General features: G+C 67.6%; 26 protein-coding genes and 1 tRNA gene. 11 read left to right on the plus strand and 16 right to left on the minus strand.

Going from position 1 to position 26,474, the window contains the following annotated elements; translation table 11 throughout:
- Positions 1-100 precede the first annotated feature (100 nt).
- The 3 genes from hmgA (at position 101) to M0R89_RS03730 (ending at position 2,777) form a co-directional block, all read left to right on the plus strand.
- Positions 101-1,333, plus strand: coding sequence for a hydroxymethylglutaryl-CoA reductase (NADPH) (gene hmgA / locus M0R89_RS03720; RefSeq protein ID WP_248651227.1), 1,233 nt, complete (start codon positions 101-103; stop codon positions 1,331-1,333).
- A 69-nt stretch (positions 1,334-1,402) separates the two neighbouring features.
- The gene (locus M0R89_RS03725) at positions 1,403-1,726 is read left to right on the plus strand and encodes a DUF7991 family protein (protein WP_248651228.1); all 324 of its coding nucleotides are present in this window, start codon (positions 1,403-1,405) and stop codon (positions 1,724-1,726) included.
- A gap of 70 nt (positions 1,727-1,796) precedes the next feature.
- Entirely contained in the window at positions 1,797-2,777 is a 981-nt protein-coding gene (locus M0R89_RS03730) for a ribose 1,5-bisphosphate isomerase (protein WP_248651229.1), read from the plus strand.
- Positions 2,778-2,816: 39 nt separating this feature from the next.
- Here the strand turns inward: M0R89_RS03730 and M0R89_RS03735 are convergent, their stop codons facing one another.
- The 4 genes from M0R89_RS03735 to M0R89_RS03750 form a co-directional block, all read right to left on the minus strand.
- Entirely contained in the window at positions 2,817-3,602 is a 786-nt protein-coding gene (locus M0R89_RS03735; RefSeq protein ID WP_248651230.1) for an ABC transporter permease, read from the minus strand.
- Positions 3,599-4,621, minus strand: a complete 1,023-nt coding sequence (locus M0R89_RS03740; protein WP_248651231.1) for an ABC transporter ATP-binding protein — start codon at positions 4,619-4,621, stop codon at positions 3,599-3,601. Before M0R89_RS03740 ends, M0R89_RS03735 begins: the two co-directional genes overlap by 4 nt.
- A 211-nt stretch (positions 4,622-4,832) precedes the next feature.
- Positions 4,833-5,648, minus strand: a complete 816-nt coding sequence (locus tag M0R89_RS03745; protein ID WP_248651232.1) for an IclR family transcriptional regulator — start codon at positions 5,646-5,648, stop codon at positions 4,833-4,835.
- 287 nt (positions 5,649-5,935) lie between these two features.
- Entirely contained in the window at positions 5,936-7,183 is a 1,248-nt protein-coding gene (locus tag M0R89_RS03750) for a Zn-dependent hydrolase (protein ID WP_248651233.1), read from the minus strand.
- A gap of 291 nt (positions 7,184-7,474) precedes the next feature.
- On the opposite strand from M0R89_RS03750, the gene M0R89_RS03755 reads away from it, so the two are divergent.
- From M0R89_RS03755 to M0R89_RS03770, 4 genes are read left to right on the plus strand one after another with little or no spacing between them, the layout of a single operon-like run.
- Positions 7,475-9,121: an ABC transporter substrate-binding protein gene (locus tag M0R89_RS03755; RefSeq protein ID WP_248651234.1), complete on the plus strand. Its 1,647-nt coding sequence runs from the start codon at positions 7,475-7,477 to the stop codon at positions 9,119-9,121.
- Positions 9,122-9,145: 24 nt separating this feature from the next.
- On the plus strand, positions 9,146-10,105 hold the full coding sequence (locus M0R89_RS03760) for an ABC transporter permease (RefSeq protein ID WP_248651235.1): 960 nt from the start codon (positions 9,146-9,148) through the stop codon (positions 10,103-10,105).
- The gene (locus M0R89_RS03765; protein WP_248651236.1) at positions 10,105-11,010 is read left to right on the plus strand and encodes an ABC transporter permease; all 906 of its coding nucleotides are present in this window, start codon (positions 10,105-10,107) and stop codon (positions 11,008-11,010) included. The genes M0R89_RS03760 and M0R89_RS03765 overlap by 1 nt, the downstream gene beginning before the upstream one ends.
- A gap of 4 nt (positions 11,011-11,014) precedes the next feature.
- Positions 11,015-13,174, plus strand: coding sequence for a dipeptide ABC transporter ATP-binding protein (locus tag M0R89_RS03770; RefSeq protein WP_248651237.1), 2,160 nt, complete (start codon positions 11,015-11,017; stop codon positions 13,172-13,174).
- Between the two features lie 31 nt (positions 13,175-13,205).
- Here M0R89_RS03770 and M0R89_RS03775 read toward each other — a convergent pair whose 3' ends face one another.
- The 3 genes from M0R89_RS03775 to M0R89_RS03785 all read right to left on the minus strand — a co-directional run bounded on the left by M0R89_RS03775 (position 13,206) and on the right by M0R89_RS03785 (position 16,659).
- The gene (locus M0R89_RS03775; RefSeq protein WP_248651238.1) at positions 13,206-14,873 is read right to left on the minus strand and encodes a potassium channel family protein; all 1,668 of its coding nucleotides are present in this window, start codon (positions 14,871-14,873) and stop codon (positions 13,206-13,208) included.
- Positions 14,874-15,159: 286 nt separating this feature from the next.
- Complete coding sequence (nucS, locus tag M0R89_RS03780) at positions 15,160-15,948, minus strand: endonuclease NucS (RefSeq protein ID WP_248651239.1); 789 nt, start codon at positions 15,946-15,948, stop codon at positions 15,160-15,162.
- A 183-nt stretch (positions 15,949-16,131) separates the two neighbouring features.
- Positions 16,132-16,659: a P-loop nucleotide/nucleoside kinase family protein gene (locus M0R89_RS03785; RefSeq protein ID WP_248651240.1), complete on the minus strand. Its 528-nt coding sequence runs from the start codon at positions 16,657-16,659 to the stop codon at positions 16,132-16,134.
- A gap of 172 nt (positions 16,660-16,831) precedes the next feature.
- Here M0R89_RS03785 and M0R89_RS03790 point away from each other — a divergent pair, with 172 nt between their 5' ends.
- Positions 16,832-17,746 (plus strand): glycosyltransferase family 2 protein, encoded by a 915-nt coding sequence (locus M0R89_RS03790; RefSeq protein WP_248651241.1) that lies wholly within the window; start codon positions 16,832-16,834, stop codon positions 17,744-17,746.
- A 69-nt stretch (positions 17,747-17,815) separates the two neighbouring features.
- The gene (locus tag M0R89_RS03795; protein WP_248651242.1) at positions 17,816-19,003 is read left to right on the plus strand and encodes a M20 family metallopeptidase; all 1,188 of its coding nucleotides are present in this window, start codon (positions 17,816-17,818) and stop codon (positions 19,001-19,003) included.
- A gap of 3 nt (positions 19,004-19,006) precedes the next feature.
- Here the strand turns inward: M0R89_RS03795 and M0R89_RS03800 are convergent, their stop codons facing one another.
- Complete coding sequence (locus tag M0R89_RS03800; protein ID WP_248651243.1) at positions 19,007-19,726, minus strand: profilin-fold protein; 720 nt, start codon at positions 19,724-19,726, stop codon at positions 19,007-19,009.
- 189 nt (positions 19,727-19,915) lie between these two features.
- On the opposite strand from M0R89_RS03800, the gene M0R89_RS03805 reads away from it, so the two are divergent.
- Positions 19,916-20,599, plus strand: a complete 684-nt coding sequence (locus tag M0R89_RS03805) for a haloacid dehalogenase type II (RefSeq protein ID WP_248651244.1) — start codon at positions 19,916-19,918, stop codon at positions 20,597-20,599.
- 76 nt (positions 20,600-20,675) lie between these two features.
- Here the strand turns inward: M0R89_RS03805 and M0R89_RS03810 are convergent, their stop codons facing one another.
- From M0R89_RS03810 to trmY, 7 genes are all read right to left on the minus strand, one after another.
- The gene (locus tag M0R89_RS03810; protein WP_248651245.1) at positions 20,676-21,143 is read right to left on the minus strand and encodes a nucleoside deaminase; all 468 of its coding nucleotides are present in this window, start codon (positions 21,141-21,143) and stop codon (positions 20,676-20,678) included.
- A 69-nt stretch (positions 21,144-21,212) separates the two neighbouring features.
- Positions 21,213-21,977: a chemotaxis protein CheC gene (locus M0R89_RS03815; RefSeq protein WP_248651246.1), complete on the minus strand. Its 765-nt coding sequence runs from the start codon at positions 21,975-21,977 to the stop codon at positions 21,213-21,215.
- Between the two features lie 179 nt (positions 21,978-22,156).
- The gene (locus M0R89_RS03820) at positions 22,157-22,795 is read right to left on the minus strand and encodes an SDR family oxidoreductase (protein ID WP_248651247.1); all 639 of its coding nucleotides are present in this window, start codon (positions 22,793-22,795) and stop codon (positions 22,157-22,159) included.
- A 79-nt stretch (positions 22,796-22,874) separates the two neighbouring features.
- Positions 22,875-22,947 (minus strand) — tRNA-Pro (locus tag M0R89_RS03825).
- Between the two features lie 79 nt (positions 22,948-23,026).
- Positions 23,027-23,332, minus strand: a complete 306-nt coding sequence (locus M0R89_RS03830; protein WP_248651248.1) for a hypothetical protein — start codon at positions 23,330-23,332, stop codon at positions 23,027-23,029.
- A gap of 160 nt (positions 23,333-23,492) precedes the next feature.
- Positions 23,493-23,957 (minus strand): TIGR00725 family protein, encoded by a 465-nt coding sequence (locus M0R89_RS03835; protein WP_248651249.1) that lies wholly within the window; start codon positions 23,955-23,957, stop codon positions 23,493-23,495.
- Positions 23,958-24,081: 124 nt separating this feature from the next.
- Positions 24,082-24,678 (minus strand): tRNA (pseudouridine(54)-N(1))-methyltransferase TrmY, encoded by a 597-nt coding sequence (gene trmY / locus M0R89_RS03840; RefSeq protein ID WP_248651250.1) that lies wholly within the window; start codon positions 24,676-24,678, stop codon positions 24,082-24,084.
- A gap of 356 nt (positions 24,679-25,034) precedes the next feature.
- Between trmY and M0R89_RS03845 the strand changes: the two genes are divergently transcribed.
- Positions 25,035-26,198: a tubulin/FtsZ family protein gene (locus tag M0R89_RS03845; protein WP_248651251.1), complete on the plus strand. Its 1,164-nt coding sequence runs from the start codon at positions 25,035-25,037 to the stop codon at positions 26,196-26,198.
- A gap of 66 nt (positions 26,199-26,264) precedes the next feature.
- Here the strand turns inward: M0R89_RS03845 and M0R89_RS03850 are convergent, their stop codons facing one another.
- Positions 26,265-26,429 (minus strand): HVO_A0556 family zinc finger protein, encoded by a 165-nt coding sequence (locus M0R89_RS03850; RefSeq protein ID WP_248651252.1) that lies wholly within the window; start codon positions 26,427-26,429, stop codon positions 26,265-26,267.
- Positions 26,430-26,474: the final 45 nt, after the last annotated feature.

A 26,474-nucleotide genomic window follows, 5' to 3' on the forward strand; every position in this document is an offset into this window, starting at 1 on the left:
GAATGACTCGGTCCGGAGTAGCTTGGCCCGGAGCGACTCGGCCCGGAGCGACCCGACCCGAATGAGAACTGTTAGGGGCCGCGCCCGCCATCGCCCGGACATGACCGACGACTCTGCCGCGGACGACCCGGACGCGCTGGCCGAGCGAGTCCGGGAGGGCGAACTGCGACTCCACGAACTCGACGACCGCACCGACGCCGAGACCGCCGCGGCGGCCCGGCGACGCCTGCTGGAGGCCGAGACCGACGCCGACCTCGACGCCGTCGGCGACTACGCGCTCGACGCCGAGCAGGCCGCCGACGCGAACGTCGAGAACATGGTCGGCGCGGCCCAGATTCCGATGGGCGTCGTCGGCCCGGTGCAGGTCGCGGGCGGCGCGGCCGACGGCGAGTACTACCTGCCGCTGGCGACGACCGAAGGGGCGCTGGTCGCCAGCGTCAACCGGGGTTGCTCGACCATCGCCACCGCCGGCGGCGCGGACGCCCGCGTCACCAAGTCGGGGATGACCCGCGCGCCGGTCTTCCGGGTGTCCGGCGTCGCCGAGGCCGAGGAAGTCGTCTCGTGGGTCGGCGAGAACGCAGAGCGCCTGCGCGAGGCCGCCGAATCGACCACCAGCCACGGCGAACTCCTCGACGTGGACACCTACGTCGTCGGCGACTCGGTCTACCTGCGGTTCGTCTACGACACCAAGGACGCGATGGGGATGAACATGGCGACCATCGCCACGCGCGAGGCCGCCGAAGTAGTCGAGGACGAGACACCCGCCTCGCTGGTCGCGCTCTCGGGCAACCTCTGCTCCGACAAGAAACCCGCCGCCATCAACGCCGTCGAGGGCCGGGGCCGGAGCGTCACCGCGGACGTGGAAATCCCGCGCGAGACGGTCGAGGACCGCCTCCACACCACGCCGGAGGCCATCGAGGAGGCCAACACCCGGAAGAACCTCGTCGGGTCCGCGAAGGCCGGGAGCCTCGGGTTCAACGCCCACGCCGCGAACGTGGTCGCCGCGGCGTTCCTCGCCACCGGACAGGACGCCGCGCAGGTCGTAGAAGGGGCCAACGCCATCACGACCGTCGAGGCCCGTGATGACGCGCTCTACGCCAGCGTGAGCCTCGCCAGTCTGGAGGTCGGCACCGTCGGCGGCGGCACGAAACTCCAGACTCAGTCGGAGGCGCTGGACGTACTCGGCCTCCGTGGCGGGGGTGACCCCGCCGGAAGCAACGCCGACGCGCTCGCCGAAATCATCGCCGTGGGCGCGCTCGCCGGGGAACTCTCGCTGCTCGCGGCGCTCGCCTCACGCCACCTGTCGAGCGCCCACGAGGACCTCGGCCGGTAGCGCGACGGGACTCCGACCGTCACGCATCCGGTAGCCACAAAAGCGAGCGGTCCCAAGACGGACGTAGCAATGGTCTCGGCCGCCACAGCCATCGGGTTCCTGCTCATCATGGTCGTCAACACCGTCCTCGCGGCGGTCGCCATCCGGTTTTTCCGCCTCCGCCTCTCCACCCAGTGGGGCGCGGTGGTGTACACCGTCGTCTTCGTCCCGCTACTGTACGTCGTCACGACCATCCTGCTCTCGGGATTCGTCGGATTCGGCGGGAGCGGCGTGGAGGACAGGACCACCGCGCTGATGCTGGTCTGGGCGATTCCGTTCGCGCTGGCGGTGTCGCTCGAAATCTTCTGGATGCCGGCGCCCGACGAAATCGAGTTGCCCGAGCAGGCGCGGTGACGAGCGAGTCGCGCCTCGGGTTTCTTCGCCGACCCCGTCGTTTTTCCCTCCTTGGCCCGTACCCGCGGGCATGAGCCGAACCGACCCCGAACTGCACGAGAGCGTGGAGGGGGCCGCCGCCGACATCGCCAGCATGGAAATCCGAGGCGCGGCGACCATCGCCGACGCCGCGGCCGAGGCGCTCGCGGCGCAGGCCGAGGACAGCGACGCCGACGACCCCGACGAGTTCCGTGCGGAGATGCGCGCGGCGGCCCGGAGACTCCGCGAGACCAGACCGACCGCGGTCAGTCTGCCGAACTCGCTGCGGTACGTCCTCCGCGGGATGGACGGCGAGACGGTGCCCGAACTCCGGGAGTCCGTCGTCGAGAGCGCCCGCGAGTTCCGGCGCGAACTCGACCAAGCGCAGGAGAATCTGGGGCGTATCGGCGCGAACCGCCTCCGGGACGGCGACACCGTGATGACCCACTGCCACTCGACCGACGCGCTCTCGTGCGTCGAGAAGGCCCTCGAACAGGGCAAGGACATCAGCGCCATCGTCAAGGAGACCCGGCCGCGCAAGCAGGGCCACATCACCGCCCGCCAACTCCGGGAGTGGGACGTGCCGGTCACCCTCGTCGTGGACAACGCCGCACGCCGGTATCTGGACGAAGTCGACCACGTCCTCGTCGGCGCGGACTCCATCGCGGCCGACGGGTCGGTCATCAACAAGGTCGGGACCTCCGGTCTCGCCGTGAACGCCCGCGAGCGGGGCGTCCCCATCATGGTCGCGGCACAGACGCTCAAACTCCACCCCGACACGATGACGGGCCACACGGTAGAAATCGAGATGCGCGACGAGCGCGAGGTGCTGACCGAAGACGAGGAGGCCGAAATCAACGGCGACGCCGACGGCGAGGGCTTCGCGGTCGAGAACCCCGCGTTCGACGTGACCCCGCCGCGCTACGTGGACGCCATCGTGACCGAACGCGGCCAGTTCCCGCCCGAGAGCATCGTGACCCTGATGCGGGAACTGTTCGGCGACCAGCAGGGCGGCGAACCGTGGGAGGAGTAGGCCGAAAGTCGTCGTCTCGCCGGTTTCTTAGAGTATCTCTCAGTCGGTCAGTCCGTACCCGCGCTTGAACAGCGCAATGTCGAGCGCGAGGACTGCCGCGGTAAGCGCCGAGAGGACCGCCAGCGACCAATTGGGGTCCACTTCCGAGACGCCGAGGAAGCCGTACCGGACGCCGTTGACCATGTACACCATCGGGTTGAGCATCGAGAGTTCCTGATACGGCGAGGGGAGTTCCCGAATCGCGTAGAACACGCCGCCGAAGAAGACGAGCGGTCGGACGATGAACTGGTTCATCATGGTGAGGTTGTCCCAGTCGTCGGCCCAGAGACCGACCACGACGCCGAAACTGGCGAACAGCAGGCTGACGACCAGTCCGAACGCCGCGAGGTAGAACGGCTTGGCGACCCCGACCGAGGTGAAGAACGCGCCGATGACCGCGATGAGCGACCCGACGAGCAGGCCGCGGGTCGCGCCCGCGACGATGTAGGCGACGACCATCCGCGAGTAGGACATCGGCGACGTGAGCGTCTCCTCGATGTAGTCGTTCCAGCGTCCGTGGAAGATGGAGAACGAGGCGTTCTCGAAGGCGTTCGAGATGGCCCCGAGGACCACGAGTCCGGGCAGGATGAACAGGATGTACGGAATCGGGTCGCCGCCGTCCAGCGCGATTCTGCCAACGCGGTCCCCGAGGATGACTCCGAACACCGAGAAGTAGAGGACGTTGGTGATGAACGGCGGGACGAAGGTGTTGCGGGGCCGCCGGAGGAACCGGAGGATTTCGCGGCGCGCGAGGGTCTTGAACCCCGTGAACCCCGAGAGGTTCATTCCGAGACACCCCCGTCGTCGCCGACGGTCCCACCGCGGCCGCCGTCCGCCGCGACGGTCTCGGCCGACTGCTGGTCGCTCCCGCCCTCGCGGGTCATGTCCACGAACACCTCTTCGAGCGAGGTCCGGGAGATGCCGAAGTCCACGATTTCGAGGCCGGCGCGGTCGAGCGCCCGCACGAGGTCGGGCGCGACCAGTCCGCCCTGCGTCGCCGTGACGACCAACTGGTCGCCGTCGAGTTCGACGCTCTCGACGCGGCCCTCTCGCTCGCCCGCCGCGAGCGCCGGCAGGTCGGGCGCGCTCGCCGGCGCGTTCCGGAGCGTGACCCGAATCTTGTCCGGGCCGCGGTCCATCAGTTCCTCCGGCGTCGCCACGGTCAGCAGGTTGCCCGAGTCCAGAATCGCCACCTCGTCGCAGAGCCGTTCGGCCTCCTCGATGTAGTGGGTGGTGAGCAGAATCGTGGTGCCCGACTCGTTGAGTTCGGTGATGAGGTCCCAGAGGTCGTGGCGCAACTGCACGTCCACGCCCGCGGTCGGTTCGTCCAGAATCAGCAAGTCGGGGTCGGTGATGAGCGCCCGCGCCAGCATGAACCGGCGCTTCATCCCGCCCGAGAGCCAGTTGAACCGGGTGTCGCGCTTGTCGTAGATGCCGACCTGCTTCAGCACCTCGTCGGCGCGCTCGCGGGCCTCGTCGGCCGGAATACCGTGGTATCCCGCCTTGTGCTCCAGAACCTCACGAACCGGGAAGAAGTGGTCCACGTTGAACTCTTGAGGCGCGAGGCCGATGGCGTCGCGGGCCTCGCGGTAGTCGTCCTCCACGTCGTGGCCGAACACCTCGGCGCGGCCGCCCGACCGCCGGACGAGTCCCACGAGGATGTTGATGAAGGTGGTCTTGCCCGCGCCGTTGGGGCCGAGCAGACCGAAGAAGCTCCCCTCGGGCACCGACAGCGAGACGCCGTCGAGCGCCTGCACGCCCTCGTACTGCTTGCGAAGGTCCTCGACTTCGATAGCGGCAGTCATCGGCGAGTCGTAGACGAGTCGCGGCGAAAAGGGCGTTGGTAGCGGCCGAACGTCACGCCTACCGGCGCTCGAACTCTCCGAATCGCGTCCGTCCCCCGAAATTACGATGCGGTCGGCGCACCCGAAGCGAACGTCCTCGCACGCGAGGAACTCGCCGACTCGCTCGACGCAGACGAAGACGCACCGCGCGTCGGGGTCTGAGTCGGGGCACTCACGCGAAGTCCGGGAGGTCGTCGTCGGTCTCGGCCATGTTGATGTTGACCTCGATGACGTTGGCGGCGTTGGTCACCTTCTCGACGATGGTGTCGTGGTAGTCCGGGTCGTTCATCCGCCGGAGCGGGCCGGAGACGCTGAGCGCCCCGAGGACGTCGCCCCCGCGGTCGCGGATGGGCGCGCCGATGGCCTGCAGGCCCTCTATCTCCTCCTCGTCGTTGTAGGCGTAGCCCCGGTCGCGGACCTCCTCCAGTTCCGCGAACAGTTCTTCGCGGTCGGTGATGGTGTTCTCGGTCTTCCGGGCGAGTCCGTAGCGGTCGACGATTTCCTCGACGCGTTCGCGGGGCATGTGCGCGAGCATCGACTTCCCGGTCGCGGAGAAGTGGAGGTAGTCGGGCTTCTGGAGCTTGCTGGTCTGGTAGTTGCTCCCGACAGCCTTCTCGCCTTTCACCTTGTAGAGGTTGACGCTGAGGCCGTGCTGGACGGTCGCGAGGTGGGCGTACTCGCCGGTCTCCTCGGCGAGTCGCTCTATCTCGTCCTTGCCGGTCTCGTAGAGGGTGTTCTGGTTGCGGACGTACTCGCCGAGCATCAGGAACTGCAGCGACAGCGTGTAGGTGTTGCCCTCCTTGACCACGAGTCGCTGGTCCTCGAGGGTCATGAGATAGTTGTACGCTGCGCTCTTGGAGATATCGAGGTGGTCGGCCACCTCGGTGACGGTGGCCCCGTCGAGTTCCTCCAGCGCGCGGACGACTTGGAGTGCGCGCGAAACCGTCTGCAGAATCCGCGGCGACTCCCCCGAGTTCTCCTCGGTCATGACTGTCTGTATCCGCTGGAGGTTCATAGGTGTTCTCGTATCGTGAACGCACCGAACGGCAGTCTGAGCCCGGTGGATGACCGCATGCGGCCGAGAGACTCACTACTGCGAGAGAACACCGCTCGAATTTTCCGCGGTAGATCGGCGTCTATACCCCTTCTTATAGCCGATTTTCTGAAAATACGCCAGTGTTCCCGCGAGAAACCGGCCGTGTTTCCATTTCGTGAACCGACGGTCGCGCCACGAATCGGGCCTCCTTCGCGGCCAGTCGGACCGGACCGTCGGGGCTACTCCGCGGCCAGTCGCGCCATCGCGCCGGCGAGCACCCGGGTCGCGGCCGCGCAGTCCTCCCAGTCGGTCCACTCCCGGGGGTTGTGCGAGATGCCGTCCTCGGAGGGCGCGAACAGCAACGCTGCGTCGGTCGCGTTCGCCACGTGCATCGTGTCGTGGGCCGCCCCCGAATGGAGGTCGAGCGTCTCGATGCCCGCGCTCGCTCCCGCTTCGTGGAGCGCGTCGCGGCAGCGCTCGCTCATGGGGACCGGCGCGCGGTCCCACGGTCGGTCGAGACTCGTCTCGACGCCGCGCTCGGCTTCGAGGCGGTCGAGGCTGGCGCGGGCCTCGTCGACGATGCGGTGGACCGAGTCGTGGCGGACGTCCCGGACGTCGACGGTCAATTCGACCGCGTCGGCGATGACGTTGGGCGCGTTCGGCCGGACGTCGAGTTTGCCGACCGTAGCGACCGCGGTGTCGCTCTCGTCGGCGACGACGTCGTTCGCGGCCGACTCCACGTCGAGCACGAACTCGCTGGCGGCCGCCAGCGGGTCGCAGCGCTCGTCCATCCCGGTCGACCCGGCGTGGTTGGCCTCGCCCCGAATCTCGACGTCGCACCGCGAGATGCCGGTGATGGTCGTCACGACGCCCGCCGGGACCCCCGCCCGTTCGAGTCGCTCGGCCTGTTCGATGTGGAGTTCGAACCACGCGTGCCAGTCGCTCGCGTCGAGCAGGCCCTCACCCCGAGCGCCGATGTCGTCGAGCGCGGCCGCCAGCGTGACGCCGTCGTCCTCGAAGGCCAGCGCCTCCTCGACGGGGATGTCGCCGGCCGCAACGCTCGACCCGACGAGGCCACCGTCGAACCGCTGACCCTCCTCCTCGGTGAACGAGACCACCTCGACCGGCCGGGCGGGGTCGAGGTCGGCGTCTCGCATCGCCCGGACCGCTTCGAGGGCCGCGTAGACGCCGAGCGGACCGTCGAAGATGCCGCCCTCGGGAACCGAGTCGAGGTGGCTCCCGGCCGCAACCGGGTCCGCGTCGGGGTCGGCGCTGTCCGGCGTCCACCGGCCCGCGACGTTGCCCACCGCGTCGACGCGCACGTCGAGGCCCGCGTCGCGGAGTCGCGCGACGAGGTACTCGCGGGCCTTACGGTCGGCAGTCGTTCCGGTCAGTACAGTCCGTCCCCTACCCTCCTCGACCGGCACAGCCCCGAACTCGGCGTTGGCCTCGATGTCGTCCCGGAGCCGCGATGTCCGTACGTCCATGGTCGGTACGCCTCGTTTCACCGACCGCTACTTGATTGTTTCTCACAAACGGTATTTCCATTCTCGACGAACGCCCGAGACGGCCGAATTCGGCACGCGTGGCGCGTGGAGAAGCGTAGTTCTTATGGCGGAGTAAGGTCGTCCCCGAATACAGGGGTCGGAAGGGCGCCCTCCCGTTCACATTTCGACAAACGTTTACTTACCATAGAGTTTTGGAAAAAGACGATTGATTAGACCGAAGATAAGTTAAACTCCAGAAGTTTTATGGCGTATAACCCTGAATCACGGCCTATGCCAAGCGATAGCAATGAGAGTGACGGGAGCGACTCGGGCGTCTCGCTCGACCGGCGGCAGTTCGTCGGCGCGGTCGGGACGTCGGTTCCGCTGGTGCTCGCTGGGTGTACGAGCGGCGGCGAATCCGAAGGGGGACAGGACGCGACCACGACCGGTAGCGGCGGCACGTCTCAGACGAGCGGCGGCAGCGGCGGGTCGCCCAAGTCCGGCGGAACGCTTCAGTGGGGCGGCGCGGTCCCGGTGCAGGGCCTCGACCCGCACCTCGACAGTTCGGCCGCGTCCAAGCGGGTTCTCGAGAACATCTACGAGGAACTCGTCCAACTCCAGTCCGACTACTCGCTGAAGCCACATCTGGCGAAGAACCTGAAGAAGCAGGAGAACAACACGCTCCTGTCGATGGACCTCCAGCAGGGGGTCAAGTTCCACGACGGTACGGAGATGACTTCCGAGGACGTGCTGGCGAGTTACCAGCGGGTCGCCAACGGCGACTACCTCGCCAGCGGCTTCTTCGACTTCGTCGAGAACATGAAGGCTCCGAGCAAGTACAAGTTCCAGATCAAACTGAAGGAGCCGTTCGCGCCGTTCATCGCGAAGATGGCGACCGCCGAACTCGCCATCATGCCCAAGAAGGAGGCTCAGAAAAAGAAGATCGGAAATCCCGTCGGTACGGGCCCCTACCAGTTCGAGAGCCGCGAAATCGAGTCGTCGTTCACGATGACGAAGTTCGACGACTACTGGGACAGCAAGAGCGGCGGCCCGTACATGGACAAAATCGTCAAGAGCGAGATTACCGACCCGAGCGTCCGCCTCCAGTCGTTCCAAGCGGGCGAGTACGACTTCATCAACGGTGTCGCGCCCAAGGACGTCGAAACGGTCAAGAACATGCCTCAGACCCGCTTCGAGAAGCAGTTCCCGAAGTCGCTGGTCTACCTCGGCATGAACTGCAACCAGAAGCCGTTCGACGACAAGCACGCCCGTCTGGCGCTCGACTTCGCGCTCGACAAGCAGAAGATAGCCGAGGCCGCGCTCTACGGCACGGGCAAGACGACTGCGACCCCCGCGACGCCCGGGAGCCCGTGGGTCAACAAGGACGTCAAGCCGCGCCCCCGTGACAAGCAGAAGGCCAAGAAGCACTTGGAGCAGGCGGGCATGGCCGACGGTTACTCGGCGTCGTTCAAGATTCCCCAGTCGTACCCGGCACAGGTCCAGGCCGCGAAGGTCATTTCCGACCAGGCCAGCGAGGTGGGCATCGAACTCGACATCCAGAAGATAACCTGGAACAGCTGGCTCTCGGACGTCTACTCCAAGCAGAACTTCCAAGCGACGACGAGTTCGTACCTCGCGCTGTGGTACCCCGACGTCTCGTTCTACAAGTTCCTCCACCCCGACGGCGCGTTCTTCTTCACGGGCTGGAAGAACGAGGAGTACAACAAGCTGGTCGAGGAGGCCCGTCACATGTACGACCAGCAGAAGCGCGCCGAGAAGTACCACAAGGCGACCGAAATCCTCCACCGCGAGCGGGCCGGTCACCTCTTCCTCTGGTGGCAGGGGAACCTCTACGGCGCGAAGAACCAGTACAAGGGCGACATCGGCGCGCCCGACGGGTCGACGCTCCGCTTCCAGGACAACTGGCTCGAGAACTGACAGTCGGCGGTCTCTCTCCTACCAATGTCGATGTACAACTACGTGGCTCGGCGGGTGGCGTTCATGGCGGTGACGCTGTTCCTGGTGACGCTCATCGCGTTCGGCGTCACCAACATCCTGCCCGGGAACGTCGCGCTGCTCATCCTGGGACCGAACGCCTCCCCCGAGTCGATACAGGCGCTGAAAGCACAGATGGGTCTCAACCAACCGCTCTATCTCCAGTACGTCGACTGGGTCCTCGGACTCCTCCAGGGCGACATGGGAACGTCGCTGCGGTACGAGAAGCCGGTCGTCTCGCTCATCATGGAGAAGCTCCCCCGGTCGCTCCTGCTGGCGTTCGCCGCGACGTTCGTCGCGGTCTCGCTGTCGATTCCGCTCGGGGTCTACTCGGCGGTCCACCAGAACGAACCCTCGGACGTGGCCACCTCGCTGTTCGCGTTCGTCGGCATCTCGCTCCCCATCTTCCTCTGGGGACTACTGTCGATTCTGGTGTTCGCCGTCTGGCTCGACGTCCTGCCGACCGGCGGCTACGTCTCGCCGATGAAGTCGCCCGTCGGCGCGCTGAAGCACCTCGCGCTGCCGGCGGCGTCGATGGGGTTCGCGCTGACGGCGTACATCATGCGGATGACCCGGTCGTCGATGCTCGAAGTACTCAGCGAGGAGTACGTCAAACTGGCCCGCGCGAAGGGGATGACCCAGCGGGTCGTCGTGCTGCGTCACGCCCTCCGCAACGCCATCATCCCGGTCATCACGGTCGTCGCGTTCCAGTTCAGCTACGCCTTCGGGGGGGTCGTCGTCCTCGAGAAGGTGTTCTACTGGCCGGGCATCGGCCAGTTGACGCTGACCGCAATCCAGAGCCGCGACATCCCCCTGATACAGGGCTGCATCATCGTCGTCGCGCTGATATACATGGCCTCGAACTTCGCCGCCGACCTGCTGTACGCCTACTTCGACCCGCGCATCCGCTACGGGGGTGAGGAGTGATGTCGGCCGAACCCGGCGACACGCTCCGCGCCCGACTGTCCATGTCGGACGCCCAGCGCGAGCGGGCCTCGACGTTCGTCCGGAAGTTCCGCAACAACACCAAGGCGATGGTCGGCCTCGTCATCGTCGTGGCGCTGATCGTGGTCGCCGTCTTCGCCCCGATAATCGCGCCCTACTCCATCTCGGAGACCGACATCAGCGAGCGGACCGAGGCGCCGTCGCTCGAACACCCGTTCGGGACCGACGAACTCGGCCGCGACATCTTCAGTCGGGTGGTGATGGGGAGTCGCATCTCGCTGTACGTGGGCTTCGGTTCCATCGCCGCGGCGCTCGCAGTCGGGACGCTCATCGGGGTGGTCGCGGGCTACTTCGGCGGGTTGACCGACGAGGTCCTGATGCGAGTGATGGACGCCGCCATGGCGTTCCCGCCGGTGTTACTGGCGCTGACGCTGATGGTGGTACTCGGCCCGGAACTCCGGAACGTCATCCTGGCGCTGGCGTTCGTCTACACCCCGTACATCGCCAGGGTCGCCCGGAGCGCGGCGCTGACCGAGCGCAACGAGGCGTACGTCGAGGCCGCCGTCGCGCGCGGCGAGTCCGACACCCGCATCGTCTTCAGCGAGGTGCTGCCCAACTGCGCGGCCCCGCTGCTCGTCCAGGGGTCGCTCAACATCTCGTTCGCCATCCTGGCCGAGGCGAGCCTCTCGTTCCTCGGTCTGGGCGCACAGCCACCGACGCCGTCGTGGGGACTCATCATCGACACGGGACGGGGGTTCATCGAGACCGCTCCGTGGATGATCGTCTTCCCGGGACTGGCCATCGGCATCACCGTCATCGGGTTCAACATGCTCGGTGACGGCCTGCGGGACGTCCTCGACCCGAAGGTCGACACGGAGGAACGGTGAACCCATGAGCACGCACACGCCGACCGACGAGGAGGCATCGACCGTCGCATCGCCGGCGAACGACGAGGACCACCTGCTCGACGTCCGGAACCTCCGCACGGAGTTCCGAACCGCGGAGGGGTCGGTCGTCGCCGCCAACGACGTCTCGTTCGCGCTCGACCGCGGCGAGACGATGGGCATCGTCGGCGAGTCGGGGGCCGGCAAGAGCGTGACCGCCCGCTCCATCATGCGACTCATCGACTCGCCCGGCGAGATAACCGGCGGGCAGGTGCTGTTCGAGGGCGAGGACCTGCTGGAACTCACCGAGACGGAGATGCAGGGCGTCCGGGGCAAGGACATCGCGCTCATTCCACAGGACCCCATGTCCTCGCTCAACCCGGTGCTGACTGTGGGCTCTCAGATAATCGAGACCATCGAACACCACCAGGGACTCGGCGAGGCGGAGGCTAGACGCCGCGCCATCGAGGCGATGCGCGAGGTCGGCATCCCCGACGCCGAGTCGCGAATCGACGACTACCCCCACGAGTTCTCGGGCGGGATGCGCCAGCGCGTCCTGCTGGCCATCGGACTGTCCTGCGAACCCGACCTCATCATCGCCGACGAACCGACCACCGCGCTCGACGTGACGACCCAGGCCAAGATACTCGACCTGCTGAACGAACTGCAGGAGGAGAAGGGGATGGCTGTGCTGATAATCACCCACAACCTCGGCGTGGTCGCCCAGACCTGCGACCACGTCGGCGTGATGTACGCGGGCAACCTCGTCGAGACCGCTGAACTCGACGACCTGTTCGCCGACCCCCAGCACCCCTACACCCGGGCGCTCATCGACTCGATTCCGGAGGTCGACGCCGACTACGACGAACTGCCGACCCTCGACGGGGCGATGCCCGACCTGACGAACCTCCCCGAGGGCTGTAACTTCGCCCCGCGGTGCCCCCACGCGACCGAGGCGTGTCGCACCGGCGGGGACCCGCCGCTCGACACGGTCCCGGGGACGAACTCGCGGGCGGCCTGCATCCACGCCGCAGACCTCGACCTTTCGGAGAGCGACGTCCGCGAGACCGGCGCGGGACGGGCGGACGTCGACCGCAGCGGCGAACCGCTGTTCGAGGTCCGGGACCTGAAGAAGCACTTCAGCGCGGGCGACGGCGTCCTCGGCAACCTCAGCCTCTCGTTCGACGGCGGACTGCCGTCGGTCGAGCGCGAGTACGTCAGGGCGGTCGACGGCGTGAGTTTCGACATCTACGAGGGCGAGACCCTCGGACTGGTCGGGGAGTCCGGGTGCGGGAAGTCGACCGTCGCCCGGACCGCGCTCAACCTGCTCGAACCCACCGACGGCGAGGTCTACTTCGAGGGCGAACCGGTCCACGAGATGGGGAGTTCGGAGGTCCGGAGCCTCCGCCGGGAGATGCAGATGGTGTTCCAAGACCCCCAGAGTTCGCTCAACCCCCGCAAGACCGTCGGTCAGATAGTCGGCCGGGCGATGGAGAAGCACGGCATCGCCACCGGCGAGGAGAAAGACGAGCGCGTGCGGGACCTGCTGGAGCGGGTCGGCCTCTCGCGCGACGCCGCCCAGCGGTACCCCCACGAGTTCTCGGGCGGCCAGCAGCAGCGGGTCGCCATCGCTCACGCGCTGGCGGTCGAACCGAAACTCATCGTCTGCGACGAACCGGTCTCGGCGCTCGACGTGTCGGTGCAGGCCCAGATTCTCAACCTGCTCAACGACATCCAGGCCGAGCGGGGCATCTCGTTCCTGTTCATCTCGCACAACATCGGCGTGGTCCGGCACATCTGCGACCGGGTGGCCGTGATGTACCTCGGCACTATTTCGGAGATCGGTACGGTCGAGCAGGTGTTCGGCCCGCCGTACCACCCCTACACGGAGAGCCTGCTGTCGGCGGTGCCCCACGCCGACCCGAACCGGGAGACCGACCGCATCCTTCTGGAGGGGTCGGTCCCGAGTCCGATAGACCCGCCGTCAGGCTGTCGGTTCCACACCCGCTGTCCGAAGAAGATAGGCGACGTGTGCGAACAGGAGGTCCCGGAACTGGAGGAGAAGCGGGCCGGAACCGGCCACGAAATCTCGTGTCACCTCTCGGTCGAGGAGATGAGCCAGCGGGACTTCGAGGACGAGTCAGAGACCGCGGTGCGGGGCGACTGACCGTCCTCCCGGAGTCCACCGCCCGCCGTTCTTACGCGTACTGGCGCTCGAACTCCCGGATGGTCGCGTCGGTTCCGGCCACGATGAGTCGGTCGCCGGCCGCGATTTCGGTCCCGTCGTCGGTGACGAGTGCCCCGTCGCGCTCCACGCCGACGAAGACGTACCCGGCTTTCGTCTCGGCGCTCACCTTGGCGAGCGTCCGCCCCGCGAAGGCCGCGGCGTCCGCGCGGACGATGCGCAACTGCTCGAACGGCGTGAGAACGTCCTCTCCCCGGAGTTCGCGGGCCAGCAGGCGGGCGCTGACCCGCTGGGTCGAGAGGACGTAGTCGGCCCCGGCGTCGAACGCGGTGGGCGACTTCGCCGTGCCGTCGACCCGGACCAGAATCTCGATGTCGTCGGTGAGCGTGCGGGCGATGGCGATAGCGAGCATGGCGGTCGAGTCGTCGCCCACCGTGACGACGAGCGCGCTGGCGTCCTCGATGCCGGCCGTCTCCAGCGTCTCGGGGTCGCGCACGTCGCCGACCACGTCCACGTTTCGGCCGTCCTCGGCGTCGATGGTCGTCGCAGTGACCCCTTCGGCCAACGCGTCGACGGCCGCCCGGCCGCCGACGCCCATCCCCGCGACGACGACGTTTTCGTGGCGGCGCGGGGGTCGGAGTCCGGCCGCGAACTCCTGAACGTCGTCGATGGCCGCCTCGGTCCCGGCCACGATGAGGACCGAGTTCGGCGTGACGACGTCGGTCGGGTCCACCGGCAGACGGAGGTCGCCGTCTATCCACGCGCCGACGAGCGTGACGTCGGAGTGGTTGGCGAGCGCCGTGTCCTCTATCTGCACGCCCGCCAGCGGGCTGTTTCGGCGGACTAACACCTCTCGGATGCGGACGTCCCCGACGGTGGCGTCGCCCATCGCCTCCGGCGTGTCGGCCCACGCGGCCGTCTTCTGGCCGAGTCGGCGACCGATGAGCGCGTCGGGCGACAGCACCACGTCCGCGCCGACCTCCCGGAGTGCGGCGTTGTGGTCGGGCGTGTCCGTGAACGATATCACCCTGAGGTCGTCGTTGAGTCGGAGCGCCGTCAGGACGACGCTGGCGTTACGGTCGCCCGCGTCGGTGACGATGGCGCTCGCCTCGTCTACCATGGCGCGTTCGAGTTCCGCGCCCTCCTCCGGGTCGCCGTGAATGACCTGATAGCCGTCGTCGGAGAGTTGCTTGGCCTCCTCGGCGTCGGACTCGATGAGGACGTAACCTACGTTCAGTCGCTCCAGTTCGTCCAGCAGGACGCCCGTGTCTCGCCGGTACTCGCAGACGATTACGTGGTCGTCCTTCGCGGTCAGGCGGTCGCTGAGGTCGAGCGGTGCGCGCTCGAACAGGGGGATGATGAGGACCCGAAGCGTGGCGAACCCGATGGCGATGCCCGTCAACTGCATGAAGATGACGAACACGTTCATCAGCGGCGACGACCACGGCGCGTCCGCGCCGTATCCGGTCGTCGTCATCGTCTCGACCACGGTCTGGAGCGACCGGAACAGCGAGTGGTCGTGGCCCTCCAGCGTCCGCATCCCGTAGTTGTAGAGGACCGAGTACAGCAGGATGAGAACTACGAGAGAAATCACGTAGGCGGTGACGAGGCGCTGGCGGCGGGTCAGCCACGGGAACAGCGTGTCCTCGCCGGCGAACCACTTCGACCAGTTAGTGGGCATGGATACCGTGGACTCCATCGAGAACGGTCGTCCGTCGAACGAGTCTCATCTCGGGTCACTGTTCATGTCCGAGCGCCATGAGTCGTATGCCCGCTACAAGCCACCTCGCGCGTCTCACCCCTGCTTGCGGTAGTCGACGGGCCGTAGTTCGTCGCGGATCGGGTCCGCCGGAATCGCTGGACGGTCGTTCGGTTCGAGACCGGAGCGGGCGCTACGAAGGAATAAAATTCATTCCATTCTGTGTGTACGTGCGCCCAAAAGAAACCTAGACGTTGCTCACAGTCGGCTAGAAGTCGGTCAGTTTCGCCTCGGTCGCGCCCTTCGCGTCGGTCTCGAACTCCGAGAGACCGACGAACTCCAGACCGTTGTCCCGCAGCGCCCGCTTCACGCGCTCGGAAGCGGAGGGCGCGACGAGCATCCCGCGCACTTCGTCGTTTCCGGCGGCTACACCGCCTTCCTGAGGCGAAGATTCGCGCTCTTCGTAGAGGGAGACGTACCGCTGCAACTGGTCGAAGTGGTTCAGGGTCGCCTGAATTCGCTTGACCTCGACGACGACCGGAGTGCCCGACTCGTCGCGCGCGAAGAAGTCGATGAAGCCGTACTTGCTCTCGCGCTCGTGTTCGACGATGCGCAGGCCCTCCTCCAGCACGTCGGGGTTCGACTCGATGTACTCGTGCATCTCGGCCTCGGTGCCCGATTCCTCGTAGGTCGCGCCGTCGGTCGCGTCGAAGCGCGTCAGACCGTGGGCGTCGAGAATCCGGGCCTCGACCCGCTCGGTGGGGTTCGTGCGCCGCGCGAGCAAGACCGCCTCTCCGTCGCTCACGCGCGCGGAGACGGTTCCCCCGCCGGGCATCCAGTTGACGGGCTTGTGGCCGGTCGGCTGGTGGACCAGAAACGTCCCGTCGGGCTTGGCGACGAGGAGGCGGTCCCCCGGTCCCAAGTAGCCCGAGGTCCGGCCGTCGTACTCGACTTCGCAACGTGCCTGCACGGAGAGCAAAGCGCCGTCCCGGAACGCGGCCTTCGCCTCGCTGACGAGGGTTTCGGGGTCGGGCGCGTCTATCTGCTCGGCGACCATTCTCTTTGCCCGGTGGTCGGCATCGGAGCAAAAAGGTAGCGGATTCCGAGTCGGCGGCGTCGGGTCGCGGTTAGCGGGCCGGGTCGCGGTTAGCAGGTCGCGTCGAGTTGCGGGTACTGGAAGATAGCTCTCGCCGGTCGAAGTTCCAGAAACCCGGGGTCGTCCGGAGAGTCCGCTCTCGACTCAGAACTGCTCGGCGACCTGTCTCCGCGTCTCGGCCGCGCTCTCGGAGTTATCCACCGTGACGTGGTCGGCCGAGACGGCGTCGAACTGCTCGCGGTACATCGCGTGAACCTCGAAGTCGGCGTCGCTGGCGTCGTCCTCCCTGCTGGCGATTCGGTCCCGGACGACCGCCTCGTCGCACTCGACTTTGACCAGTCGGAACTCGGCGTCCAGCGACTCGCAGAGTTCGACCGCGCGCTCGCGGTCGGCGGCGTCCTTGAACGTCCCGTCGAGGACGACGCTCCGCCCGCCCTCGACCACGTCGCTCGCGCGCTCGAACAGTTCGCGGTAGACCATCCGGGCCTCCGCCTCGGTGTAATCGGGGTCGTCGAGGATGTCCTTGCGAACCACGTCGGTCCGGAGGAGACGCCCGTCGAGTCGCTCGGCGATGTCCTCGGCGACGGTGGTCTTGCCGACCCCCGGCAGGCCACAGACCACGACGAACTGCGGAGTCCGCTGTCGCGCGTCGAGCGATTCGGTCTCAGACATCGCCACCGGCCCCCGGTCGATTCGTTACAGCGCAGGTGCGACTCATCGTAGCTACCGTAATCCACGACACCAATGCCTTATCAAGATGTGGAAACGAGTCCAGCGGCCGCCGAACGGACTCGGGCGTCGGCCGCCGCCGCGACTTTCCCGACCGAAGTCGTACGACCGAGAGATGACGCGAAACGGTGAGTCCGGCGGTCTCGTCTCGGTCGTCGTGCCGACCCACTACCGGAACGACCGCCTCCGCCGGGCGCTCGAAAGCGTCGCGGCCCAAGAGTACCGACCGATAGAGGTCCTCGTCGTGGACGGGTCCGACGACGAACACGCCCGGCCGGTGGCCGAGTCGTTCGGCGCGACCTACGTCCCACAAGAGCGCGACGAGGGGCCGCAGGCCGCCCGGAGTATCGGGGCGGAGATGGCCGACGGCGAGTACGTGCAGTTCCTGGACGACGACGACCGACTCGCGCCCTCGAAGGTGCGCAAGCAGGTGGACCGCCTCGGTCCCGAAGTCGGGGTCGTCTACTGCGGGATGGACGACGAGAACCGCGGCGAGATTCTGCCGAACCCGGTCGTGCGCGGCGACGTTCTCGGACGCGCGCTGGAGATGCGGACGTTCCCGTGCATCAACTCCACGATGCTGATACGCCGCGAGGTGCTGGAGCGAGTCCTGCCGCTCCGTCACCGCCACGGGGCCGACGACACCGGACTGAAGATAGACCTCGCGCTCCAGACGAAGTTCGACTACGTGGCCGAACCGCTGGTGGTCCGGGGTCGGACCGGCGACTCGCTGTCGGACTCGTGGACCTACCTCGACGGGCGCATGGAGGTGATAGCGACCTACGACCGACTCTACCGCCGGTTCCCCGACCGGATTCGCCAGCGCGCGCTCCGGGAGACCCACTATCAGGTCGGCCGGAAACTGCTCGCGGAGGAGGGCTGGTCGCCCCGCGCGACGGCGGCGCTCGCCCGCGCGGCGTGGGAGACGCCCGACGACTACGCCTACCACATCGGGGCGGCGCTCGGGTCCGCGCTCGGCCGGCCGGGACTGGCCGCCGTGGACCGCCTGTTCGGCCGCCCGGAGGCGTAGGTCGGGGGTCGGCCGGCCTCGAACGACCCGGGGTACTAACGCGGTGGCGACCGAAACGCCGCCACGACGATGACGACTCCGCACGACGAACTCGCGGCGCTCGCGGCCGAACTCGTCGCCATCCCCACGGAGAACCCGCCGGGCGACGAGCGACCCTGCGCCGAGTTCGTCGCGGACTGGTTCGCCGAGCGCGGCATCGAGACCCGCCTCGTGGAGCGACCGAGCGCAGAGCGCGCGCAGGTGGTCGCGTGGGTCGGCGAGGACCCCCGGGAGGCGGCCGGGGACGACGCAACTACGCTCGTGCTGAACGGCCACCTCGACGTGGTGCCCGCGGGCGACCCCGGCGAGTGGGAGCGCGACCCCTTCGCCGGAGTCGTCGAGGACGGCATCCTCTACGGCCGGGGGAGCGCCGACATGAAGACCAACCTCGCGCTCGCGATGCTGACGCTCCGGGACCTCGCGCCCGAAATCGAGTCGGGGGACCTCGACGGGTCGCTGGTCTTCCACGGCGCGATGGGCGAGGAGACAGGCCATCCCGGAACCCGGACGCTCCTCGAAGAGGGCTACGGCGGGGACTGCGCGGTCGTGTTGGAACCCACCGACTTCCGGGTCGGGACGAGCGCGAAGGGCGTCGCGACCTACCGCATCGCCGTCTCGGGGTCGGCCTCCCACGCGAGTCGCCCCGACCAAGGCACCAACGCGATAGACGCCGCGAGACCGCTGCTCGACGCGGCAGACGAGTACGACGACCGCCTGCGCGAGCGCTCGGACCCGCTGGTCGGCCGGGCGTTCGCGACCGTCACCGAGTTCGAGGCCGGGACCGACTCGAACATGGCGGTCCTGCCCGGTCGCGCGGAGTTGCTGCTCGACCGGCGCATCCTGCCCGACGAGACGTTCGCCGAAGTCGAGGACGAAATCGAGGCGTTGCTCGCGGGTGTCGAGCGCGAGGCGGGCGTCGAGACCGACCGCTCGCTGGTCAAGCACTACGCCTCCGCGGGGATTCGCCCCGACCATCCGCTCGCCGAGCGATTCCGGGGTCTCTCGGCGGAACTGGCCGACGCGCCCGCCGACCCGTGGGGACTGGAGGCCGCGACAGACGCCCGCGAGTTCGTGGCGGCCGGGACGCCAGCCATCATCTGGGGACCGGGGAACCTCGCGCAGGCCCACGCCGTCGACGAGTACATCGACCTCGGGGACGCCGCGACCGGACTGGAGATTCTGAAGGAGGCCTCGCGGGGAGTCCTCGGAGAGCGGTAGGTCTCAGAGCGAGACGCCGTCGAGGCTCGCGTCGAGGTCCTCGACGTAGTCGTTGAACGCCTCGACGAACGCGGGCACGTCCTCGGCGAGACTGCGAACGTCGTGGGCCGACGGGGGTTGGTACTGCGAGAGGAGGTAGATGCCGCCCTCGCCGCCGACCCGGAGGTACGACGCGCCGTCCTCGTCCCACTTGAGTTCCCAGCGGTTGCCCGCGACCCGAGTGCCGTAGGTGCCGTACTCGCCGCCCTCGTAGCGGGCGAGTTGCCGGGCAATCTGGTCGGCTACCTCCCGGACGCGCCGGAGGATGCGCTCGCGCTCGGCCACCACCGACTCGGTGGACGCGACGGTCGGGAAGTCCGCGGGCACCTCGTCCAGCACGCCGTCGAGCGACCGGACGTAGCGGTTGAACGACTCCACGAAGTTCCCGTAGTCGGTCATCGCCTCGGCGAGGTCCTCGGGGTCCGGTGGCTGGTGGGTCGAGACGACGTAGGTCTCGGCCTTCCGGCCCTCGAACAGGAGGAACTGGAGGTCGCCCGCCTCGTACTTGACCGTCCACTCGCCGTCGTCGGTCTCGAAGGTGCGCTTGCCGTAGTCGCCGCCCTGCAGGAGGGCGAGTTGGCGGGCGATTTTTCCGGCGTGGTCGCGGACCCGAGCGACCACCTCGTCCCGGCGCTCGGCGGCGTCCTCGGTCGATTCGACGGGCGCGTCGAACTGCTCTGTCATCGCTCTCACTCGGAGCGCGACGGACAAAAGGGTCGTGACCCGCGGTCCGGAATCGGTAGTCTCGCGGTCGCCGGGTCGTCGCGGTACCGGGAAGGGAACCGCCGAACGTCGCCACACACCGGAGCAGTTCGGGCGGTTCGGTCGCCCGGCGAGAAGCTATTTCGGCGTCCGGGTGGACGTACACCCGACATGGCGCTCGACACCGACGCGGTCGAGGCGATAGCGTTCGACTCCTACGGCACCATCGTGGACGTGACCACGGTCGAAGAACCGCTGTCGGAGCACGTCGACGACCCCGAGACGGTCGCCCAACTCTGGCGCGACCGGTCGCTGGAGTACGCGATGGTCGGGAACGCCGTCGAGGAGTACCGTTCGTTCTACGAACTCATCAGGCACGCGCTCCGGTGGGCGCTCGACGCGCGGGGCGTCGAACTCGACGAGAGCGAACGCGAGGACATCCTCTCGACGTACCACGAACTCGACGTGTACGGCGACGTTCGGGAGGGAATGGAGCGACTGCGCGACGCGGGCTACGACCTCTACGTCGTCTCGAACGGCAACGAGGAGATGCTCGAATCCATGGTCGACCACGCGGACATCGGCGACCTGCTCGAAGCGACCGTGAGCGCGGACGAGGTAGAGCGGTTCAAGCCGGAACCGGAACTCTACCGCCACGCCGCCGACCGCATCGGGGAACCGCCAGAGGGAATCGCTTTCGTGGCCGGCGGGTGGTGGGACGTTCCGGGCGCGATGCACGCCGGGATGCAGGGAATCTGGGTCGACCGGCAGGACGCGCTCTGGGGGCCGTACGATGCGGAACCCGACCTGACGGTGGAAACGTTCCGCGAAATCGCCGACGAGTTCGACGCCTGACCGGCGATTCCGTCGGGCCGCGGACTCGGGCGAACACCCCGCCCTCACTTCGACCGACAGCCATCGGAAGGACGCACTACTCCCGGAACTCCCGGTGAATCTCCATCCCCTCATCGGCGAGCACGTCGCCGAGGACCGGAATCTCCCGGCCGCGGCGCTCGAAGACTTCTCCGCACGGGATTCCTTCCGGCCCGTCGAACGCCTCGGCCAGTCGCGCCGCCGAGACGCTGTAGACGACGCCGCCGAGACCGGTGATAGCGATGCCGCCCGCGCACATCGGACAGGGTTCGGTGCTGGTGTACATCACCGTCTCCGCGCGCTCGGCCCGAGAGAGTTCGCGAGCGGCGCGACGCGCGAGCGTGAGTTCCGGGTGGAGCGCGACGTCGTCGTCGGTGTTCTCGCGGTTCGTCGCCTCCATCGCGACTTCGCCGTCGCGGACGAGAACCGACCCGTACGGACCGTCGCCGCGGTCGCCGGCCTCGCGGGCGAGGTCGATTGCGCGTCGGACGTGGGGTTCGTGGTCGAGCGCGTCGAGTTCGAGCATGGCGTATCGTCTTCCGCCCCGGCAAGAAACGTTCCGGTCCGGGGAATCGGGCGAGGGTGCCGGAGGACTCTATCGGTCGATGACTTTCGGGCCGAAGCGCGCGATTTTGCTCACGAACTCCTCGTCGTCCGGGAAGACGAAGACGGTCGCCTCGACGTCGTGTTCCGGAATCCGGAGGCTCGCGGTCAGGTACAGTCCCACGTCCGAAATCGAGAAGACGCGCTGGACCAGCGTCATCTCGGGGTTCTGGACCGCGACGGGCGGGCCGGTGTCGATGGGCGTGTCGAGGCGTTCGGCCCACTCGTCGACGAACCCGTTGGCCATCGCGTTGCAGAGTTCGGTCAGCGCGTCCCGGCCCATCTCGGTCGAGACGACAGACTCCACGTCTCGGACGGCGCTCCGGAGCATGAGCGACGCCGCGCGGTTCGCGCTCTTGACCGGGAAGACGACGAGGACGGTCCCCGAAAACGGACCGCGGAGGCGGACCCGCGCGCCGGCCCGGTCCTCGACGCCGAACCGGTCGACGACGGTCTCGGCCGTCGCGTAGTCGATTTTGACGTGGTCGGTCCGCGCCGAGAGGTCGCCGACGGGCACCTTGTTCAGTCGCGACTCGACGCCGTCGACGCCAACGTCGCCGAGCCAGTTCAGGACCGCGACCGTTTCGAGGGGGATGGTGAGTCGGCCGTCGTCGGTCGGCGGCGTCTCGGCGGACTCGGCGTCAGCGTCGGCCGGTCCCGCGGACTCGGCGTCGGCCTCGACCGGTTCCGCGCGCTCGAACTCGTCGCCGGGGTCGTCGTTTCGACGTGATTCGCGGTCCGCGTCGCCGGGCATCATGCGGCGGCGACGCTCTCGGCGTCGGTCGGGCGTGTGCGTTGCGTCAGGCGGCGTAGAGTCCGCTGGCGTGGAAGTGGAACGCCTGTGGCAGTCGCCATGTGTCGTTGTTCACCGATTCTACGGGAAGTATAAAACGTTGTTCGCCGTTCCGTCCGTTCGTCCGAGCGGTCGGCGGTCGCTCACTCCCCGTCGAGGGGCGACTCCAGCGCCTGTTCTATCGGTTCGTCCCCGGAGAGAACCTCGAACGTCTGCCCGTGGGTGCTCTCCATCGGAAGCGCGGCGACGAGGGTGGCGGCGACGTCCTCCCGGGGAATATCGTCGCCCTTCCGGTCGAGGTCCGCACCGGTTCGGATTTTCCCGGTCCCCTCCTCGTTCGTCAGCGCCCCCGGACGGACGATACTGTACGTCAGGTCGCTCTCGCGGAGTCGCTCGTCGGCCTCGGCCTTCGCCTTCAGGTACTCCCGGAGTTCCTCCGGACTCTCCTCGGGCGAGTCGGCGTTGATGGAACTCAGCATCACGAACCGGTCGACGTCGCCGTCCTCGGCGGTCTCGATGATGTTTATCGCGCCGTCGCGGTCCACGCCCCACACGTCGTCGCCGCCCGACCCGGCGGCGAACACGACGGCGTCGCACCCTTCGACCGCGCTGGTTACGTCCTCGGTCAGGTCCGCGAGGACCGCCTCGGCGCCGAGGTCCTCGATGTCGGACGTCTGGGCCTCGTCGCGGACCATCCCCCGGACCTCGTGGTCGCCCTCGGCAAGTAGTCGAGTGACGTGCTGGCCGACCTGTCCGTGCGAACCGGCTACGAGTACGTGCATGAGCGTCGTTCGAAGGGGGCGCGAGCGCAAGAGGCTTGTGCCCCTCGCCGTCGCTCATCGGGAGTGAATGCGGGAAAAGTGGGCCGGCGCGAATTCGAATCGCGGTTACGGCCACCCGAAGGCCGAAGGATACCAAGCTACCCCACCGGCCCGCACGTGAACAAAGGCGGGTCGGAAGTTTAATCCTTCCGGATTCGCCCGACCGGTCGCCGGGATTCCGCCGCCGAGGAGTCAGGTCGCGCGGTAGAACTCGACCTTCTCGCCGCCGTCGACCACCGCGCGCTTCTCCAGTTCACCGGCGTGGACGAGGTACTCGAACGCCCACCGGTACTCGTCCTCGGCCGACTGCTCGCCGAGGACCGCGCCCACGTCCTCCCACGTCGACGACGAGTCGTCCTGAACGCTCGCCTCCGCCTTCGTGAATATCTCCTCGATGGAGTAGGCGGTCGGCTTCTCGTCTTCGAGGAAGCCGTAGACGAGCGCGATGACGTTCTGGTCCGGTTCGGCCTGCTCCCACTGGTCCTCGGAGAGTGGCATTGGGTCCCGTAGCGGACGGACGGCCTTCAGGATTGTTGCGGGCGATACGTCGAGTGAGAGAGTCGTCGTCTCGTGGTCGTCCGTTCGGTCTTTGTCGGAGTCGAGGCAGAAGATAACTGTACGTTTCTCTCAGCAATATCTACGCACCTCTAAGACACATCTACCGTTCTCTACCGTCGCCCGACTCGACGGCCGCCTCGACGAAGGCCACCGCGTCGGCGGCCGACCCGACCGCCTCGACCCCCGGCGCGTCGTGCGTGTCGATACCCGCTATCGGCCGGTCGAAGACGCCCGCGAAACCGAGTTCCGAGAGGGTGCCGACGCCGCCGTCCACCGCGACCACGGCGTCGCCGTTCATCACGACGAGCGCGTTCCGGGCGTGGCCCAGTCCCGTGGCGACGGCCACGTCCACGTAGGGATTCGCGGCGGCGCGGTCCTCGCCGGGGAGGATGCCGATGGTCCGCCCGCCCGCCTCGCTCGCGCCGCGACACGCGGCCTCCATGACGCCGCCCAAACCGCCGCAGACGACGGTGTGGCCGCGCTGTGCGAGGCGGCGGCCGACGCGCTCGGCGGACTTGGCTTCCGATTCAGTGACGGTACTGCCGCCGACCACGCTGACTCGCATGGGCGTAGGTGCTGGTCGGAGAACCGTGAGGGTGTCGTTCTCCCGGTGAGACGAACCCGCGTCTCGGTGCGAGTTCGGTCCGCCGACTCTGGACCGGACCGTCTCGAAACCCCGGAAATGCCCGTCAGTAGCGCTCGAACCCCTCGGTGTCGAGGTAGTTGTGCGCCACCGTGACGGCGTGGTCGGCGTGGAGCAGTTCCGGGCCGAGGCGCACGCGCCGGTCGGCCGCGTCGGCGAGCAGCGACGCCTCGCCGTCGCCGAAGTCGTGGTGGTCCGAGAGGACGAAGACCGGATTTTCGGGCGGTTCGACCTCGACTACCGGGTCGCCGTCTTCGTGGAGTTGGACCACGGTGCCGTCGCGCGCGGCCTCCTCCAGCACCGGTTCGAAGCCGCGCTTCGAGACGTAGACGCCGGGCGAACTCTCGGCCTCCATGTGGCCGATAGCCTCGCCTTTCTCCTCTAGGGCACCGCGAATCAGGGCCGCCGTGCTTCGCTCGTCGGGATTGAGTCGTCGGAGTTCGGACCCCTCGAACCGGACCGTGACCTCGTCCCGCAAGACGAGGTGGACCCGCACGTCCTCTCGAATCGCGTGCGAGAGGAAGAACGCGGAGTTGACGCACCGACACAGCACGTCGAGGCGGCCCGCGCCGCCCGCGAGGTCGTCGAGCGAGAAGTCGGGGGTCGTCGGGGCGTCGTGGCCGAGGACGATGAACTGGCGCATGCGCTTGGGTTGTCGGTCGGGAATAATACGCGCGTCGAAGCGCGCCGACGGGATAGCGGAGCGGCCGGCAGTAAGCGGTCTTTACTGCCGAGAACCGCTAAACGGCGGCGGTCCGTACTTCGAGCCGTCTCGGACGAATCGACCGTCACCGCTCGGAGAACACACCGCTTGACTCCTCGCGACGGCGTTCGCTCGTCCGCCACGGTCTCGTGTGGGACCGCCTGAAACCCCGTGTGCCGCCGTATAACTATGGGTAAGTCCCCCGACGTGACGAGATACAGCCGATAAGCCCGGCACAACCTGCGCGGTAGTCGCCGGGTAACTCGCAGATATCGGCGTTAGGGAGGCACCAAAATATGAAGCTCGCAATGATCGGCTTCGGGCAGGCAGGAGGTAAAATCGTGGACAAGTTCGTGGAGTACGACCGGGAGACGGGAAGCGACGTCGTCCGGTCGGCCATCGCGGTCAACACCGCGAAGGCGGACCTCGCGGGACTCGAAAACGTCCCCGAGCGAAACCGCGTCCTCATCGGACAGGCCCGCGTCAAGGGTCACGGCGTCGGCGCCGACAACGAGTTGGGCGCCGAAATCGCCGAGGCGGACATCGACGAGATTCAGGGCGCGCTCGACGACGTGCCGGTACACGAGATCGACGCGTTCCTCGTCGTCGCGGGGATGGGCGGCGGCACCGGGTCGGGCGGCGCGCCCGTCCTCGCCAGCCACCTCAAGCGCATCTACACCGAACCGGTGTACGGGTTGGGCATCCTGCCCGCCGAGGACGAGGGCGGCATCTACACGCTCAACGCCGCGCGGTCGTTCAAGACCTTCGTGGACGAGGTGGACAACCTGCTGGTGTTCGACAACGACGCGTGGCGCGAGACCGGCGAGTCGGTCCGTGGCGGCTACGACCGCATCAACGAGGAGATCGTCCGCCGGTTCGGCATCCTGTTCTCGGCGGGCGAGGTCCGCGAGGGGCAGGCGGTCGCCGAGAGCGTCGTGGACTCCAGCGAGATAATCAACACGCTCTCCTGCGGCGGCGTCTCGACGGTCGGCTACGCCACCGAACAGGTCGAGACGGCGGGCGGCGGTCTGCTCGGCCGGTTCTCCGACGGCGAACTCGACGCGACCGAGACCACCAATCGCATCACCAGCCTCGTCCGGAAGGCGGCGCTGGGGCGACTCACGCTGCCCTGTGAGGTCCGAAGCACCGACCGCTCGCTCGTCGTCGTGAGTGGCCCACAGGACCACCTCAATCGGAAGGGAATCGAGCGCGGCCGGAAGTGGCTGGAGAACGAGACCGCGAGCATGGAGGTCCGGGGCGGCGACTTCCCCGTCGGCGACACCGACCACGTCGCGGCGGTCACGCTCCTCTCGGGCGTCACCGACGTCCCGCGCGTCAAGGCCCTCCAAGAGGTCGCGGTCGAGACGCAGGACAACATCGACGACATCGAGGAAGAGCGCGAGGAGAATCTGGAGAGTCTCGTCCGGGACGACGCCGACGAACTGGAAGCGTTGTTCTGAAAAAACGCGAGTTTTTCTGGCGGGACCGACGCGGAGGATTTTCCGGCGGGGACCGCGGCGATCGAGTTACCAGACGCGAGCGGCGGGCGTGCCACACTCCTCGCAGACGACGGCGGCGTCGCCCTTGAACTCCTCGCGCGCCAGGGTTCCGGCGGCGCACCAACTGCATTCGTCACCGACGAGTGCGGCGAGCACCGGAGTCGACGCGTCTTGCGAAGATACCTGTTGCATCGTTCGGAACAGAACGACAGCGGCATATGAAAGTACCGAAATTAT

Origin of the sequence: Halorussus limi, assembly GCF_023238205.1 — an archaeon.
Classification (GTDB): domain Archaea; phylum Halobacteriota; class Halobacteria; order Halobacteriales; family Haladaptataceae; genus Halorussus; species Halorussus limi.